Source organism: Kitasatospora sp. NPDC087271, from assembly GCF_044744605.1.
In the GTDB taxonomy this organism is placed as follows: Bacteria; Actinomycetota; Actinomycetes; order Streptomycetales; family Streptomycetaceae; genus Kitasatospora.
Genome location: NZ_JBIUYQ010000012.1, coordinates 77,879 through 93,988 on the forward strand (window position 1 = coordinate 77,879; position 16,110 = coordinate 93,988).

General features: G+C 73.2%; 11 protein-coding genes. 6 read left to right on the forward strand and 5 right to left on the reverse strand.

Annotated elements, in window-relative coordinates:
• Window positions 1-136: 136 nt before the first annotated feature.
• On the forward strand, window positions 137-1,690 hold the full coding sequence (locus ACIO9K_RS21235) for a phosphatase PAP2 family protein (RefSeq protein ID WP_363622658.1): 1,554 nt from the start codon (window positions 137-139) through the stop codon (window positions 1,688-1,690).
• A 12-nt stretch (window positions 1,691-1,702) separates the two neighbouring features.
• Here ACIO9K_RS21235 and ACIO9K_RS21240 read toward each other — a convergent pair whose 3' ends face one another.
• The 4 genes from ACIO9K_RS21240 to ACIO9K_RS21255 form a co-directional block, all read right to left on the reverse strand.
• On the reverse strand, window positions 1,703-2,719 hold the full coding sequence (locus tag ACIO9K_RS21240; protein WP_363622660.1) for a YihY/virulence factor BrkB family protein: 1,017 nt from the start codon (window positions 2,717-2,719) through the stop codon (window positions 1,703-1,705).
• A gap of 156 nt (window positions 2,720-2,875) precedes the next feature.
• Window positions 2,876-3,046, reverse strand: a complete 171-nt coding sequence (locus ACIO9K_RS21245) for a hydrophobic protein (protein ID WP_331744879.1) — start codon at window positions 3,044-3,046, stop codon at window positions 2,876-2,878.
• A gap of 99 nt (window positions 3,047-3,145) precedes the next feature.
• On the reverse strand, window positions 3,146-5,764 hold the full coding sequence (locus tag ACIO9K_RS21250) for a SpoIIE family protein phosphatase (protein WP_400331919.1): 2,619 nt from the start codon (window positions 5,762-5,764) through the stop codon (window positions 3,146-3,148).
• 12 nt (window positions 5,765-5,776) lie between these two features.
• On the reverse strand, window positions 5,777-9,226 hold the full coding sequence (locus tag ACIO9K_RS21255) for a HAMP domain-containing protein (protein WP_400331922.1): 3,450 nt from the start codon (window positions 9,224-9,226) through the stop codon (window positions 5,777-5,779).
• Window positions 9,227-9,539: 313 nt separating this feature from the next.
• Here ACIO9K_RS21255 and ACIO9K_RS21260 point away from each other — a divergent pair, with 313 nt between their 5' ends.
• The 5 genes from ACIO9K_RS21260 to ACIO9K_RS21280 all read left to right on the forward strand — a co-directional run bounded on the left by ACIO9K_RS21260 (window position 9,540) and on the right by ACIO9K_RS21280 (window position 13,923).
• Window positions 9,540-10,484, forward strand: coding sequence for an RNA polymerase sigma factor SigF (locus ACIO9K_RS21260; RefSeq protein WP_363584357.1), 945 nt, complete (start codon window positions 9,540-9,542; stop codon window positions 10,482-10,484).
• A gap of 117 nt (window positions 10,485-10,601) precedes the next feature.
• Window positions 10,602-10,994, forward strand: a complete 393-nt coding sequence (locus tag ACIO9K_RS21265; RefSeq protein WP_363622667.1) for an STAS domain-containing protein — start codon at window positions 10,602-10,604, stop codon at window positions 10,992-10,994.
• A 141-nt stretch (window positions 10,995-11,135) separates the two neighbouring features.
• Window positions 11,136-11,615 (forward strand): ATP-binding protein, encoded by a 480-nt coding sequence (locus tag ACIO9K_RS21270; RefSeq protein ID WP_400331925.1) that lies wholly within the window; start codon window positions 11,136-11,138, stop codon window positions 11,613-11,615.
• 242 nt (window positions 11,616-11,857) lie between these two features.
• Window positions 11,858-13,537: a cytochrome c oxidase subunit I gene (ctaD, locus tag ACIO9K_RS21275; RefSeq protein WP_363584363.1), complete on the forward strand. Its 1,680-nt coding sequence runs from the start codon at window positions 11,858-11,860 to the stop codon at window positions 13,535-13,537.
• On the forward strand, window positions 13,534-13,923 hold the full coding sequence (locus ACIO9K_RS21280) for a cytochrome c oxidase subunit 4 (RefSeq protein WP_363584365.1): 390 nt from the start codon (window positions 13,534-13,536) through the stop codon (window positions 13,921-13,923). The genes ctaD and ACIO9K_RS21280 overlap by 4 nt, the downstream gene beginning before the upstream one ends.
• Window positions 13,924-13,968: 45 nt before the next feature.
• Here the strand turns inward: ACIO9K_RS21280 and ACIO9K_RS21285 are convergent, their stop codons facing one another.
• On the reverse strand, window positions 13,969-15,591 hold the full coding sequence (locus ACIO9K_RS21285) for a cytochrome bc complex cytochrome b subunit (protein WP_400331929.1): 1,623 nt from the start codon (window positions 15,589-15,591) through the stop codon (window positions 13,969-13,971).
• Between the last annotated feature and the right edge of the window lie 519 nt (window positions 15,592-16,110).

Here is a 16,110-nt window from a genome sequence, read left to right on the forward strand (position 1 = left end):
GAAGGGACGGCGGTCGCACCGAGCTCCCCTGCTGGGGGAGTTCCGGGCCCTGTACGCGGGCCGTCACGGCCGGCCGTCGCGACACACCCCCGGCCTCCTCCCCGGCGTTGTCACCCGCGCGCCGTAGGTTCGTCGGATGAAGCGACTGAAGACCACCCGACTGGACGCCATAGACCGAGCCCTCTTCGACCGCGTCGCCGCCGCGCCGCTGCACGGCACCCGCCCCTGGCTGCGGGCGCTGAGCCGGGCTGCCGACCACGGGGTGCTGTGGATGGGCACCGCCGCCGTCCTCGGCGCGGTCGGCGGACGCCGCGGGCGACGCGCGGCCCTGCGCGGCCTCGGCTCGCTCGCCATCGCCTCGGCCACCGCCAACACCGTCGCCAAGCACGCCACCCGCCGGCCCCGCCCGGTGCTGGACGCCGTCCCGGCCGTGCGCCGGCTGCTGCGCCAGCCCGTCACCACCTCCTTCCCCTCCGGTCACTCCGCGTCCGCGGCCGCCTTCGCCGCCGGTGTGGCGATCGAGTCCCCGCTGCTGGGCGCGGCCGTCGCGCCGGTCGCGGCGGCGGTGGCCCTCTCGCGCGTCTACACCGGCGTGCACTACCCGGGCGACGTCCTGGCCGGTGCGGCACTGGGTACGGCGGCCGCCGCCGCGACCCTGCACTGGTGGCCGCGCTCGTCCGACGTGCCGCCGCCCGCCGCCCCGGCCCCCTGTCCGGCCCCGGCCCTGCCGCAGGGGAGGGGGCTGTCGGTGGTGGTCAACTCGGGCTCCGGCAGCGGCTCTCCGCTCGCCCCCACCGCCGAGGACGTGGCCGGGACGCTGCGCGCCCTGCTGCCCGAGGCGGACGTCCGGGTGTGCGGGCCGCAGGACGACCTGGCGAAGATACTGACGGAAGCCGCCGACCGGGCCGCCAGGGCCGGTGGCGCGCTCGGGGTGTGCGGCGGTGACGGCAGCGTCAACCTGGCCGCGGCGCTGGCCGTCGAGCGCGCGCTGCCGTTGGCGGTCTTCCCCGGCGGCACCCTCAACCACTTCGCCCTCGACCTCGGCGCCACCACCCACGAGGCCACCGCCGAGGCCGTCCAGGCGGGCACCGCCGTCGGCGTGGACCTGGGCCTGGCCGCCGACGACGCCGGCGCCCGGACCTTCGTGAACACCTTCAGCCTCGGCATCTACCCCGAACTCGTCCACCAGCGGGAGAAGTTGGAGAAGCGCATCGGCAAGTGGCCGGCCCTCGCGGTGGCCGTCGCCAAGCTGTTGCCGACCGCCGAACCCGTCACCGTCCACGCCGACGGCCGCCCGCACCGGCTGTGGCTGCTGTTCGCCGGCAACGGGGCGTACGAACCGGCGGGCTTCGCCCCCACCCACCGCGCCGCCCTGGCCGACGGACAGCTCGACGTCCGGGTCGTCGACGGCGGCCGGCCCTTCGCCCGCACCCGCCTGGCCGCCGCCTTCCTGTCCGGCACCCTGGACCGGTCCCGGGTCTACCGGGCCGTCCGGCTGCGCGCCCTGGACCTGGACTCCCTCGGCGACGCCGCCCGCATCGCCGTCGACGGCGAGAGCGTCCCCGCGCGCGGCGCCCTGCGACTGTCCAAGGTCCCGGCCGGGCTCACCGTGTACCGGCCCGCGACCGCCGCCCCGGCGCGCGAGCCGCGCCGCCCGGGCCGGGACGGGCGAAGCGGGGGCCGGCGGTAGCCGCAGGCGGTGTCACCGGGCGTCGGGGGACGACGGGCCGCGCGGCCCGTCGTCACCGGCCCCGCCGGGCCGCTCCCCGTCGTGGAAGGAGACCTCGACGTGCTGTTCGGGGCGGCGCTCCTCCTGACGGGCGACGGAGGACAGCACCTTCTCGTCGGCGGCGGTGAGCGGTGGTTGCAGGAGGCTGCGGGGCCACAGCCGACGGGCGAGCACCGCATTGGCCTCGGCGGCGTACACGGTGATCTGCGCGGCCAGGTAGAGCCAGGAGAGCAGGCCGATCACGGTCGCGAAGAAGCCGTAGACCTGGCCCGCGTGGCGTAGCTCGTGGGTCACCAGGAGCGAACCGAACGCCTGGAGGACGGTGAACAGCGGCCCGGCGACGGCGCAGCCGGGCAGCAGGGCCCGGGTCGGGATCTCGCGCGGGGTGAGCACGCGGAAGCAGGCCAGGCACAGGGCGGTGTTCAGCAGCGCCGAGACCAGCAGGCCCCCCACCCGGGCGGGCACCCCGCCCAGGGCGCTGCCGACCAGCGAGGCGGCCGCCGTACCCAGCACCAGGCCGGCGCCCAGGACCGTGAACAGCAGCAGGCCGCGCCCCAGCCGGGGCCAGTAACCGGGCCGCTGCACCCCGGGCACGTTCCAGACCTCGGCCATGGCGTGCTGGAGGACCTGCGTGATGCCGAGCGCCCCGTACAGCAGGCCGAGCGCGCCGATGGCCAGTGCCAGACCGCTGCCCTGGAGGGAGTGGACGTTCTGGCGCAGTTGGTCGCCGATGATCGGGAAGTCGGCGAGCGCCGAGTTCAGCACCGACTGCTGGGCCCCGGGGCGGCCGTGCAGGACGAAGCCGAGAACGGTGCTGAGCAGGAGCAGCAGCGGGATCAGGGCGACGAAGCCGTAGTACGTGATCAGGGCGGACAGCAGCCCGCCCCGGTCGTCCCCGTACTTGCGCACGACGCCGATGACCACGGCGGGCACCCGGCGGTGCTGCTGGAAGCGGTCCACGGCCCGCAAGGCCCGTTCGATCGGGTTCATGCCCCGGCGTCTGCCCCGGCCCGCGCCCGCGACACCCGCCCGGTTCCGCCCCCCGGGGGGCGGTGCGGGAGGCGCGCACGCGCGAGCCGCCGCGCAGGGGCTGCGCGGCGGCTCGGGCGCCCCGGCGGCCGGCGACGGGGCCGTGCGTACGGCGGGCTACCAGCGGTACCAGCGGCCCCGTCCGCCGGAGGAGGTGGTGCCGCGGGCGAGGAAGCCCAGGAGCCAGACGACGAGAACCGCGAGGGCGACCCACCACAGCACCTTCAGGGCGAAGCCGAAGCCGAACAGGAGCAGGGCGAGCAGCAGGACCAGGACCAGGGCGAGCACGGGGACCTCCTCGATCAGGGGACGCGTCGATTCGTCCCTCGGCTGCCCCGATTCGCCGCGGACATGCGCCTGCCCTGCCCTGCCCTGCCCGTCCGACCGCTACCGCACCATCACTCCGACCAGGCAGGTGTCGTCGTCGGTGTCGGCGTTGCTGTAGCGCAGCAGGTGGTCCAGGAGCTCTTCGAGGTTGGCCGAACCGGTGTCCGAACCGGTGTCCGAGCCGGTGGCCGACCCGGCGGCGGACCTGGTGGCGGACCCGGTGGCCGACCCGGTACGGGAGTCCTCGGCGAGGGCCGTCAGGCTGGTCAGCGACGCCTGGAGGGATTCGTCGCGGCGCTCGATGAGCCCGTCGGTGTACATCACCAGCGTGTCACCGGCCTCCAGGACGAGCTCGCCCTGCTCGTAGTCGGCGTGGCCGATCGCGCCGAGGAGGATGCCGCCCAGCTGGGGCAGGATGTCCGCCCGCCCGCCACGCAGCAGGACCGGCGGCGGGTGCCCGGCGCGGGCCCACCGCAACCGGCGGGTCGCGGGTTCGTAGAGGCCGCACACCGCGGTGGCCGTGACGTTGTCGGTCAGGTGGTGGGTGACGCTGTTGAGCCAGCTCAGCAACTGGGCCGGCCCGGCGCCGGTGGCGGCCAGGCCGCGCAGGGCGTTGCGCAGCGCGACCATGCCGGTGGCGGCCTCGATGCCGTGCCCGGAGACGTCGCCCACGCACAGCAGGACGTCTCCCGAGGGCAGGGCGAGGGTGTCGTACCAGTCCCCGCCGACCAGGTGGTCCTTCTCCGCCGGGCGGTAGCGCACGGCGACGCTCAGGTCGTGCAGGTCCAGCGGGCCCCGGGTGGGCGGCATGATGGCGTGCTGGAGCTGGAGGGCGAGGCGGCTGCGTTCGGCCGCCTGCTGTTCGCTCTGCGCGAGCTGGTCGCGGGTGGCGGCGAGTGCGACCTCCGTCCAGTGCTGGGCGGAGATGTCCTGGTAGGCGCCGCGGACGGTGCCGAGACCGCTGTCCGGAGCGCTGCCGGGATCGCCGTCGAGACCGCTGCCGGGATCGCGGACGGGCTCCGCGACGACGCGGATGTGGCGGGTGACGCCGTCCGGCCGCTGGAGGCGGAAGGCGGTGGAGGCCGGGCGCTGGTGGTGCAGGAGGGTGCGCAGGAACCGGTCGATGGCGTGGCGGTCGTCCGGGTGGGCGTGGTCGGGGAGCTGGTCGAGGGCCAGGGGCGCGGCGGTGGGCGGCAGCCCGTGCAGTTCGAACACCGTCTCGTTCCAGGCGATCTGCCGGGTCCGCAGGTTCTCCTCGAACCCGCCGATCCGGCCGAGCCGCTGGGCGTGCTGCAGCAGGCGGGCGACGCGTGGGGTGCCGTCGTCGAGGCGCCAGACGACCGCGAGGTGGCTGCCGTGCCGGCTGATGCTCACCTGCGCCCGGGTGGTCAGCGGAACTCCGTCGACCAGGGCGGCGAGGCGCATGTCCTGGGCGCGGAAGGGTTCTCCGGTGGCGAAGACGTGTTCGACCTTGTCGGCCAGGCCGCCCGGTTCGCCCGCCAGCGGGTACGCCTCCAGCAGGCGGGTGCCGGTGATCACGCCGGTGGGCCGGCCGGCGAAGTCGACGAAGGCCGGGTTGAGGTGCCGGATCACGAACCGGGGCGGGAACTCGTCGCCGTCCGGCGCCGCCCGCAGGATCATGCACGGGTCGAGCAGGCCGTCGGTGAGCTGCCGCAGTTCGCCGAACTGCGCGTCGGCCGGGTCGCAGGCGGAGGGCTCCTGCCCGCTCCAGGACTCCAGCGTGGTGGCGGCCAGCTCGGCGAGCGCCTCGAACTGGCGTTGGAGCGGCTGGGAGCGCTCGGGCAGCGGGTCGGGCCAGCAGATCTCCAGGACGCCGATGAGTCGCCCGCCGACGCCGGCCGGGACGGCGAGCCGACCGCCGTGGATCTCGTGCTGGCCGATCGAGGGCAGCGAGGCGCCGGCGAGCGTCGGGTAGCCGACCGCCGCCCGCTCGTCCAGGGCCCGGCGGGCGGGGGTCGGCACGCCCGGCGGGACGTGGCGCCAGCGGCGTGCCTCCTCCTCGGGGAAACCGGCGCTGCCCGCCAGCGACAGCGAGAGGTCCGGGTGGGCGGCCCAGATGGCGACGGCGGCCACGCCGAGCGGTCGCAGCGCGTGCTCCAGCATGGAACGCGCCGCCGCCGCCGCGTCACCGCTCGCGAGCACGTCCGCCTCGGCACTGCGCAGCCGCACGGCCACCGCTTCGGCCGGGGGAGCCGAGGTGTCCGCGACGAACTCGCGGGCGAGGGCGGAGATCTCGTCCGCCGCGGCCTGGTTGACCAGGTCGGCGGCGAGCGCCAGGACCGTCACCCCGGCCTGCTCCGCGAGGCTCTCCAACTGCCTGGCGGCCTCGGTGGGCCCGCACCGCAGGCGCTCCACCAGCACTCCGACGCCCATCTCGACGACGGCGCGGCCCGCCGCCTGGGCCTGGGCCTGTTCCAGTTCCAGCCTGAGCCGCTCCACCGTGGTGGCGAGCCGGTCGACCGCCGCGGACTCGCCTTCGGAGCGGGCCCGGGCCGCTGCCTGCGCCTCGGCAGCGCTCCGTTGCGCTCCGACCCTCGGCGTGTCGGCAGGTCCGACCGCTGCGGGACGGTCCGTGGCGCGCGGCTCCTGCGGATGGTGCACGGCTGTCGGCTCCTGAAGTCTGGACTGTCGGGGTGGGCGCGGGGGGACACGGGGCATGGGACAGGGCGACTACCGGCTGAGGTGGTCCCTGATCCTGCCGATCACCTCGTCGGCGTCGACCGGCTTGGTGATGTAGTCGCTGGCTCCCGAGGCCAGGCTCTTCTCCCGGTCGCCGATCATGGCCTTGGCGGTGACCGCGATGATCGGCAGCCCCTCGTGCTCGGGCATGGCGCGGATCGCCGCGGTGGCGGTGTAGCCGTCCATCTCGGGCATCATCACGTCCATCAGGATCACGTCGATCCCGGGGTGCGCGCGGAGGGCTTGGAGCGCGGCGAGCCCGTTCTCGGCCTGGAGGACCCGCATGCCGCGCAGCTCCAGGATGCTGGTGATCGCGAAGAGGTTGCGGTCGTCGTCGTCGACCACCAGCGCGGTGCGGCCGGAGAGCACCGGGTCGGCCCCGCGGCCCCGGGCGGGGTTCCCGTCCGTGCGGCGCACCGGGGGCAGGGCGCGCCCGGGCCCGTCGGCGCTCATGTGGAGGGCGATGCGTTCGCGCAGCTCGTCGAGGCTGGAGATGAGCTCCAGCGGCCGCTCCCCCTCCGGGCGGACGGCGTGCTCGTCGTCGGTGGTGACGCCCCGGCTGTTGTGGGCCAGCACCGGGACGGTGTGCAGGGCCGGGTCGCGTTCCATCTCCGCCAGGAGCGTGGCCGCCGCGCTGTCCGGCAGGTCGAGTTCCAGGACGACGCAGTGGTACGGGGCGGTGGCGAGCGCAGTGGCGGCCTCCGGGGCACCGACCGTGGTGACTATCTCGACCCGGCGCTGCGCGCCGGCGGAGCGGGCGACGTCGGCGACGGCGTTCTCCGCCACCAGGGACAGCAGGCCGTTGGGGCGGCCTTCGACCACGAGCAGGCGCCGCGGCTGACCGGCGGGAGGCGAGGGGGCGCGCTCCGGGGCCTCGGACGGGCCGGTGCCACCGGTGCCCAGCGTCCTGCGGGCCCCGTCGGCGCCGGTCTCGGCCAGGTCGGGGCGGGTCGCGGGGACGTAGAGGGTGAAGGTGCTGCCCCGGCCCAGGGTGCTCTCCACCGTGATCGCGCCGCCGAGCAGGTAGGCGATCTCGCGGCTGATGGACAGCCCGAGGCCGGTGCCGCCGTACTTGCGGCTGGTGGTGCCGTCGGCCTGCTGGAAGGCGCCGAAGACGCTCTCCACGTGCTGGGGGGCGATGCCGACTCCGGTGTCGCTCACGTGGAAGGCGAGCACCGGGCCGCCGCGCCGGACGGCGTCGGGCAGGTCGGTCTCGTCGGCGGGCTCGATGCGCAGTTCGACCCGGCCCTGCTCGGTGAACTTGACGGCGTTGGACAGCAGGTTGCGCAGCACCTGGCGCAACCGGTAGTCGTCGGTGAGGAGTTCGGCGGGGATCTGCTGGACCGTCCGCACCGTGAAGGCGAGGTTCTTCTGGCTGGTCAGCGGGCGGAAGGTGGCTTCGACGTAGTCGAGCAGCGCGCGCAGCGGCACCGCCTCGACGTTGAGGTCCATCTTTCCGGCCTCGACCTTGGACAGGTCGAGGATGTCGTTGATCAACTGGAGCAGGTCGGAGCCGGCGGAGTGGATGATCCCGGCGTACTCGACCTGCTTGGCGGTCAGGTTGCGGGTGGGGTTCTGGGCGAGCAGCTGGGCGAGGATGAGCAGGCTGTTGAGCGGCGTGCGCAGTTCGTGGCTCATGTTGGCCAGGAACTCCGACTTGTACTTCGAGGCGAGGGACAGCTGGTGGGCGCGCTCCTCCAGTTCCTGGCGGGCCTGTTCGATCTCCAGGTTCTTGGTCTCGATGTCGCGGTTCTGCGCCGCCAGCAGGTCGGCCTTCTCCTCCAGCTCGGCGTTGGAGGCCTGCAACTCGTCCCGGCGGGACTGCAACTCCTGTGAGCGGACCTGGAGTTCGGCGGTGAGCCGCTGGGACTCGTCGAGCAGCTCGTCGGTGCGGGCGTTGGCGATGATGGTGTTGACGTTGACGCCGATGGTCTCCATGAGCTGGTCGAGGAAGTCCAGGTGGACCTGGGTGAACGGCCGGACGGAGGCCAGTTCGATGACGCCGAGGACCTGGTCCTCGACCACGATGGGCAGCACCACCAGGGACAGCGCCCCGGTGCGGCCGAGGCCGGAGGCGGCGGCCAGGTAGTCCGGCGGCAGGGCGTCGACGGTGATGGCGCGCCGGCTGCGGGCGGCCTGGCCGACGAACGACTCGCCGAGGCGGAAGCGGGTGGGGCGCTCGCCGTCGGGGAAGGCGTAGGAGCCGACCAGCTGGAGCACCGTCCCGACGGGGCTGTCCTCGGCGAGGTAGAAGACGCCGCACTGCGCGCCGACGAGGGGGGCGAGTTCGTCCATGACGGACTCGGCGACGACCCCGAGGTCGCGCCGGCCCTGCATCAGGGCCGAGAAGCTGGCGAGGTTGGTCTTGAGCCAGTCCTGCTCCTCGTTGGCGCGGGTGGTCTCGCGCAGGGACCCGACCATGGCGTTGATGTTGTCCTTGAGGTCGGCGACCTCGCCGGAGGCGTCCACGCTGATCGAGCGCGTGAGGTCGCCGGCGGCGACGGCGCTGGTGACCTCGGCGATCGCGCGGACCTGCCGGGTGAGGTTGCCGGCCAGCTCGTTGACGTTCTCGGTGAGGCGCTTCCAGGTGCCGGAGACGCCCTCCACCTCGGCCTGGCCGCCGAGCCGGCCCTCGGTGCCGACCTCCCGGGCGACCCTGGTCACCTCGTCGGCGAAGGAGGACAGCTGGTCGACCATCGTGTTGATGGTCTCCTTCAGTTCCAGGATCTCGCCGCGCGCGGTGACGGTGATCTTCTGCGACAGGTCCCCGCGCGCGACCGCCGTGGCCACCTGGGCGATCGCGCGGACCTGGCCGGTGAGGTTGCCGGCCATGAAGTTCACCGAGTCCGTGAGGTCGCGCCACGTCCCCGAGACGCCCTTGACGTCGGCCTGGCCGCCCAGGATGCCCTCGGTACCGACCTCCCGCGCCACCCGGGTCACCTCACCGGCGAACGAGGACAGCTGGTCGACCATCGTGTTGACGGTGTTCTTCAGCTCCAGGATCTCGCCCCGGGCGTCGACGGTGATCTTCTGCGACAGGTCCCCCTTGGCCACCGCGGTGGCGACCTGGGCGATGTCCCGCACCTGGGTGGTGAGATTGCCCGCCATCGCGTTGACCGAGTCGGTCAGGTCCTCCCAGGTGCCCGACACCCCGGGCACCTGGGCCTGGCCGCCGAGCCGGCCCTCGGTGCCGACCTCCCGGGCGACCCTGGTCACCTCCGAGGTGAACCGCGACAGTTGGTCGACCATGCCGTTGAACACCGTGGCGATCTCGCCCAGCAGCCCGTCCGCGTCGCCCGGCAGCTTGGTGCTGAAATCGCCGTCGCGCACCGCCGTCAACCCGGCCAGCAGCAGCCGCAGTTCCGGCTCGCCCACCTGCGCGGCGCCCGCCCCCTCGTCCGGGTGGTGCTGTGAGTCGCGGGACGTGGTCGGGCCAGCCATCGAACGTCGCCTCCGTGGAACGCCGGGCCGACTGGCCCGAATCCGGTCGTGGGCACCCCGAAGGACGGGTCGGGGGACCTGGCCGTCGTTCCAGGTGTTGTACCGCCCTCGGAGGCTACCCCAGCCCGCACACCGCCGGACAACGGTCGCCACCCGGTCGTACGCCCCGCCCGTCGCCCGGACGCGCGTCCGCGCCCCGGCGCCGGTGCGGGCTTCACGAAACCTCCACAGGGGGCGGCTGCATCGATCCGCCGACACGGGGTACCGGGGGGCAGACCGCGCCGACACGAGAGAGCACGAGAGAGGGAGTCCGATGGCCACGACCACTGGGGAACTGCCCGCCTCCGCCCACCCGTCGACGGGAGGTCCGTCCCGCACGGCCGCTCCTGCCGGAGAGCCCCGGGACCTGCCGTTGCCGGAACCCGCCGACGCCGGAGGACTTCGGGACCTGCTCCCGCCGGAGCTCGCCGACGCCGGTGACCTGCGGGAGATCGCGCCGGCCGACGCGCGCGAGCTCAACAAGGTGCTGCTGCGCCGGCTCCGCACGCTGGAGGAGGGGACGAAGGAGTACTCCTACGTCCGCGCCACCCTGGTCGAGACGAACCTGTCCCTGGTGAGGTTCGCGGTCCGCCGCTTCAACTCGCACCGCGAGCCGCAGGAGGACCTGCTCCAGGTCGGCGCGGTCGGCCTGATCAAGGCCATCGACCGCTTCGACCCCGACCTCGGCGTCGAGTTCACCACCTTCGCCATACCGACCGTCCTCGGCGAGATCCGGCGCCACTTCCGCGACACCACGTGGGCCGTCCACGTGCCGCGGCGCCTCCAGGAACTGCGCATCCTCCTGGCCAAGGCGCAGGAACGCCTGTCGCAGGACCTGGACCGGGCCCCCACGGTCGCCGAACTCGCCGAGCACCTCGCGCTCTCCCCCGAGGAGGTCGTCGAAGGGCTGACCGCCGCGAACGCGCACACCGCCGGCTCCCTGGACCTCGGCGGCAGCAACGACGACGACGCCCCCGGCCCCCTGGGCGACCGGCTCGGCGAGGACGACCGGGACCTCGCCCTCGTCGAGGACCTGGTGACGCTCAAGCCGCTCATCGCCGACCTGCCGGAGCGGCAACGGCTCATCCTGTCCATGCGCTTCTGCGAGGACATGACGCAGTCGCAGATCGGCGCCCGCCTCGGGCTGTCCCAGATGCACGTCTCCCGACTGCTCAGCCGCACCCTGCGGCACCTGCGCGACGGGCTGGAGGACGACTGAGCATGCGTGGCCACACGAGCCCCGGGGAGGACCAAACCGGGCGCACACCCCCGTGTTTGGCAGTCCGGCACAACCTCCGTATGGTCGGAAGGCATGGACATGGAGGAGACGACGATGATGCCAATCGACGACATTCGGGCGGCCGCCGCGCCGGCAGCGTCCCCGCGGCCCGCGGAACTGGTGGTCGAGACCCGTGCCACGGCCTCCGGCGCGGTGGTGTGCGCCCTCGTGGGCGACCTCGACATCGAGACGCTCGCCTCGGCCGCCAACCTGCTCACCAGCGTGATCGCGCAGCGCCGCGGCGCGGTGGTGATCGACCTCGCCGGGGTGGGCTTCTGCGACTCCTCCGGCCTGAACCTCCTGCTCAAGACCCGCCTCGCGGCGGCGGAGGAGGGGCTGGACCTGCACTTGGCCGCCGTGGCGCCGACCGTCATGCGGGTCCTCGAACTGACCGGCGCGCAGGCGGTGTTCTCCATCCACGACTCGGTCGACGAGGCCTTGGCGGCCTGACCGCCCCGGCTCGGGCCGCCAGGGTCTCGGCCCGGGGCCGGCCGCCCCGGCCCCGGTTCGACGCCGGCACGGGGCATAATCCGAGAACTGCCGGGAAACCGACCGTGCGAGACCGCCGTCGATCCGAAAGGGTGTCCTCACATGACGATGAGCCGGGGAACCCTGGACGGCGACCCGCACCAGCCGGGCCCGGTGCTGCCCGTCGGCGGCCAGCGCAGGCGGCTGACCCTGTCCGGCATTCCCAAACCGGTCGCCCACGCCAGGACCTTCACCGCCCGCGCCCTCGACGACTGGTACGCGTCCGCCGCCGGGCCCGGCGTCGGCGAAGGCGCCCTCGCGGACGTCGTCCTGCTGGTGGCGGAACTCGTCGCCAACGCCATGCTCCACGGCGACGGCCCGCTGGAACTGGTCCTGGACGCCACCGGGATCCGCCTGCGGGCCGAGGTCAGCGACCGCAGCCCGACCCTGCCCACCCCGCGCCGCCCGCACAACCCGGCCCTCCCCGGCGGCCACGGCCTGTTCATCGTGGAGCGGACCGCCGACCGGTGGGGCGCCGAACCGCACAGCCACGGGAAGACGATCTGGGCCGAGTTCGACGCCTCGCGGCTGACCCGCGGCTGACCCGCGGCTGACTCGCGGCTGATCCGCCGCAGACCCGCGGCTGACCTGGGACGGCGCCTCGCCGGATCGCACCAGTGCGCCGACTTCGTCATCCGCGCCCGGTCGGGGCCGCCACGCCGACTCCGGTTCAGGGGCCCGCGCGACGACGGGTGATTGCATGGCGACACAGCGTGTGTCCCGGCGAGCGTCTCCGCGTCCTTCCCCCGCGGGTACGGGCGGGCCCCGGCAGGAGGAGGAAGCGGATGGCGCAGACCCGGCGGCGGGCCGCCGCCCGCCCGGCGCCCGGCGTGGCCCGCCGGCGTCAAGGCTCGGCGGTGCTGCGGTGGTTGAGCACGACCGACCACAAGGCCATCGGCAACCTGTACCTGACGACGGCGTTCGGGTTCTTCCTGTTCGCCGGGCTGCTGGCGATGCTCATGCGCGCGGAGCTCATGCGGCCGGGACTGCAGGTGGTGAGCAACGAGCAGTACAACCAGTTGTTCACCATCCACGGGACGATCATGATGCTGCTGTTCGCCACACCGACGTTCGCCGGTTTCGCGAACGCCGTGATGCCGCTGCAGATCGGTTCCCCGGACGTGGCGTTCCCCCGGCTGAACGCGTTCACGTACTGGGTGTACCTGTTCGGCGGCCTGATGGTGGTCGGGGGCTTCCTGACCACCGACGGCGCCGCGTCGTTCGGCTGGTTCGCCTACGCCCCGCTGAACGGGCCGCTCCACAGCCCGGGAACGGGCGCCGACCTGTGGGCCGTGGGGCTGATCGTGGCGGGTCTGAGCACGATCCTGGGAGCCGTCAACTTCATCACCACCATCGTCTGCCTGCGGGCACCGGGCATGACGCTGTTCCGGATGCCGGTCTTCACCTGGAACGTGCTGTTCACCTCGATCCTCGCGCTGCTCGCCTTCACCCCGCTGACCGCGGCGCTGTTCGCGCTGGAGGCGGACCGCAAGCTGGGCGCCCACGTCTTCGACCCGGCCAACGGCGGGGCGATGCTGTGGCAGCACCTGTTCTGGTTCTTCGGCCACCCCGAGGTGTACATCGTGGCGCTGCCGTTCTTCGGCATCATCTCCGAGGTCATCCCGGTGTTCAGCCGCAAGCCGGTCTTCGGCTACTACGGACTGATCGGTGCCACGATCGCGATCACCGCGCTGTCCGCGGTCGTCTGGGCCCACCACATGTTCGCCACCGGCCAGGTGCTGCTGCCGTTCTTCTCCCTGGCCTCGCTGCTCATCGCGGTGCCGACCGGGGTGAAGTTCTTCAACTGGATCGGCACCCTGTGGAACGGCTCGCTCTCCTTCGAGACGCCCATGCTGTTCTCCCTCGGCTTCCTGGTGACCTTCCTCCTCGGCGGGCTGACCGGCGTCCTGCTGGCCGCGCCCCCGATCGACTTCCACGTCACCGACAGCTACTTCGTGGTCGCCCACCTGCACTACGTCCTCTTCGGGACGGTCGTGTTCGCGATGTTCGCCGGCTTCTACTTCTGGTGGCCCAAGATCACCGGCCGGCTGCTGGACGAACGCCTCGGAAGGATCCACTTCTGGATGCTGCTGCCCGCGTTCCAGATCACCTTCCTCGTGCAGCACTGGCTCGGGGCCCAGGGCATGCCGCGCCGCTACGCCGACTACCTGCCCTCGGACGGCTTCACCACCCTGAACACCGTCTCCTCGGTCGGTGCGTTCCTGCTGGGCGCGTCGACCCTGCCCTTCCTGTACAACGTGTGGCGCACCGCCAGGTACGGGGTCCGGGTTACCGAGGACGACCCGTGGGGTTACGGGCGCTCCCTGGAATGGGCGACCTCCTGCCCGCCGCCGCGCCACAACTTCCACGCCCTGCCCCGCATCCGCTCCGAAGGCCCGGCCTTCGACCTGCACCACCCGGAGTATTCGCGCACGGCGCTCGAAGGCGAGGAGAACGCGCGGTGAAGACCGAGTCCTACCTGTTCGCGGGCGTCGCGCTGTTCTTCGCCGTCGCCGCTTCGATCTACGGCTGGTTCGCCCGGGAGCCGGCCGGCAAGGCGGCGCTGGTCGTGGCCTTCATGATGTCCACGCTGATCGCGTTCTTCTTCCGGACCCAGTACTCCCGCCGCGGCCGTCGGCCGCAGGACCGCACCGACGCCGAGATCGTCACCGGTGCCGGGCCGCTGGAGTTCTTCGCACCGCGCAGCTACTACCCGCTGCTCACCGCGGCCGGCGTCGCGGTCACCGGGCTGGGGCTGGTGTACGCCTTGTGGCTCTTCCTCATCGGAGCGGGTGTGACGGGCGCCGGCGTCCTGGGCTTCGTCTTCCAGCACGCCCAGCGCGCGCAGTGAGTCCGGCCGGTCGGCGGTGAGCGCTGAGTGGTGAGCGGTCGGTCGTCACCGCTCGGAGCGTCCCGCGTCGGCGGGCGCGAGCGGCCCCGGCCGCGGCTCGTCCACCGCCGTCTCCACGTTGTCCCGGTAGTACCAGGAGCTCAGGGCGGCCCGCAGCCGTGCGCGCCGCGAGGCGCCCTCGCCCGGCGCCGGCAGGGGAAGCGGGGCGTCGCGCAGGGCCAGCGTGTAGCGCAGGCCGGCGGGGAGCGGCCGGTGCTCGCCGTGGAAGGCACCCTCGACGGCCTCGTGCACGAACCCGGTCTCGTCGCCCTCCGTCACCCGTTCGAGGTCCCGCTCCTGCAAGGCCAGGCACAGGCGCCGGGTGATCCAGAAGGCCGCCACCGGCCCGACGAACAGGCCCACCCGCAGGAACCGGTTCAGGCCCTCCACCGGCACGTCCAGTGCCCGGGCGACGACGTCCTGGCCGCCGGCGACCAGCAGGACGACGTAGAAGCACGTCCCGGCGACACCCAGCGCCGTCCGGGTCTGCCGGTTGCGGGGGCGGTCGCACAGGTGCTGCTCGCCGCTGCCCGGGGTGATCCAGCGCTCGAAGAACGGATAGCCGTACAGGGCGGCGAAGAACAGCAGCGGGAACAGCACGGCCGGGATCAGCGGGTTCCAGGCGACGGTGTGGCCCCACAGCCGCGTCTCGGCCCCGGGCATCAGCCGCAGCGCGCCCTCGATGAACCCCATGTACCAGTCCGGCTGCGCGTCGGTGGAGTCCTGGTCGGGGCGGTAGGGCCCGTACAGCCAGATCGGGTTCACCTGGGCGAGGGCGGCGGCCAGCGCCAGCACCCCGAAGACCATCGCCATCAGGCCCGCCGTCTGGACGCTGAAGTGCGGGAAGAGGGGCTTCCCGACGACGTTGCGGTCGGTGCGTCCGGGCCCGGCCCACTGGGTGTGCTTGAGGTGGAAGACCAGGATCAGGTGCGCGGTGATCAGGCCGAGCAGGAGACCGGGCAGCAGCAGGATGTGCGCGCTGTACAGGCGGGGGATGATGTCGTGCCCGGGAAGCTCCCCGCCGAAGAGGAAGAAGCTCAGGTAGGTGCCGACCAGCGGGACCGACAGGATGAAGCCCTGGGCCGTGCGCAGGCCGGTGCCGGAGAGCAGGTCGTCGGGCAGCGAGTAGCCTGCGAAACCCTCCAGCAGGGCGAGCTGGAACAGCGTCAGTCCCACCAGCCAGTTGACCTCCCTGGGGCGGCGGAACGCGCCGGTGAGGAAGATGCGCAGCAGGTGCGCGCAGATCGCGGCGGTGAACACCAGCGCCGCCCAGTGGTGGATCTGGCGGATCAGCAGGCCGCCGCGCACGTCGAAACTGATCGACAGCGTCGAGGCGTACGCCTGGGACATCCGCACCCCGCGAAGCGGCGGGTACGTTCCGGCGTACACGATCTCGGCCATGGACGGTGTGAAGAACAACGTCAGGAAGACGCCGGTCAACAGCAGCAGCACGAAGGTGTAGAGCGCCAACTCGCCGAGCAGGAAGGACCAGTGGTCGGGAAAGACCTTCCGGAGCAGGCCCTTGGCCCCGTCGAACAGCGGCAGCCGCCGGTCCAGCGCGACCGCCGTGTTCCGGGCGGCCCGCTCCGCCCGCCGCCCGGCCCGCGCCCTCCACCTCGACAGCCGCACGCCGCTCCTCCCGTCCGCTCCGATCGTGTGTCCCGATAGCCATATCCCGTGGCGGCGGGACGGTCGGACGGGGCTCGCCCACCGCCCCGGGCTTCACCCGGACGGCCCCGGTTCGATGGCCGTCCGCCCTCTCAGGCCCCGGTGTCAGGCCGCTGAACTGCGGAATCTCCCCGGGCCCCGGCCTGGACGCGGCGGGTCGGCCCACGAACGGCGGGCGTGAACGGACCCCCGCGCTCCGGTCGAGACGTTCACGAAATGATGGCTGCGGGTAGTCGAATGGGTGCGAAAGGTCACCAGGTGGGGGGTGTTGCAGGGAGCGACGATGCCGGAACACGAGCAGTTCGGCGTGCGGGCCGAAACGGACGGGCCGGCGAGCCGGACCGGAAGAGTCCCGCCCCAGTCGAGTCCGGAGGAGGCCCCCGGGGCCGCCCCCGCCCCAGGGGAAGGTCGAGTTCCGGGGGAAGGCCGAGCTCCCGGCCGGCCGGCGCCGCCCGGGGCGGCGAGCGGATCCGCCGATGC

Bases quoted from the DNA above. Each gene is read 5' to 3' on its own strand.
- ACIO9K_RS21255 (WP_400331922.1), bottom strand. From the start codon at position 9,226: ATGGCTGGCCCGACCACGTCCCGCGACTCACAGCACCACCCGGACGAG.
- ACIO9K_RS21250 (WP_400331919.1), bottom strand. From the start codon at position 5,764: ATGCCCCGTGTCCCCCCGCGCCCACCCCGACAGTCCAGACTTCAGGAG.
- ACIO9K_RS21240 (WP_363622660.1), bottom strand. From the start codon at position 2,719: ATGAACCCGATCGAACGGGCCTTGCGGGCCGTGGACCGCTTCCAGCAG.
- ctaD (WP_363584363.1), top strand. From the start codon at position 11,858: ATGGCGCAGACCCGGCGGCGGGCCGCCGCCCGCCCGGCGCCCGGCGTG.
- ACIO9K_RS21270 (WP_400331925.1), top strand. From the start codon at position 11,136: ATGACGATGAGCCGGGGAACCCTGGACGGCGACCCGCACCAGCCGGGC.
- ACIO9K_RS21265 (WP_363622667.1), top strand. From the start codon at position 10,602: ATGCCAATCGACGACATTCGGGCGGCCGCCGCGCCGGCAGCGTCCCCG.
- ACIO9K_RS21235 (WP_363622658.1), top strand. From the start codon at position 137: ATGAAGCGACTGAAGACCACCCGACTGGACGCCATAGACCGAGCCCTC.
- ACIO9K_RS21260 (WP_363584357.1), top strand. From the start codon at position 9,540: ATGGCCACGACCACTGGGGAACTGCCCGCCTCCGCCCACCCGTCGACG.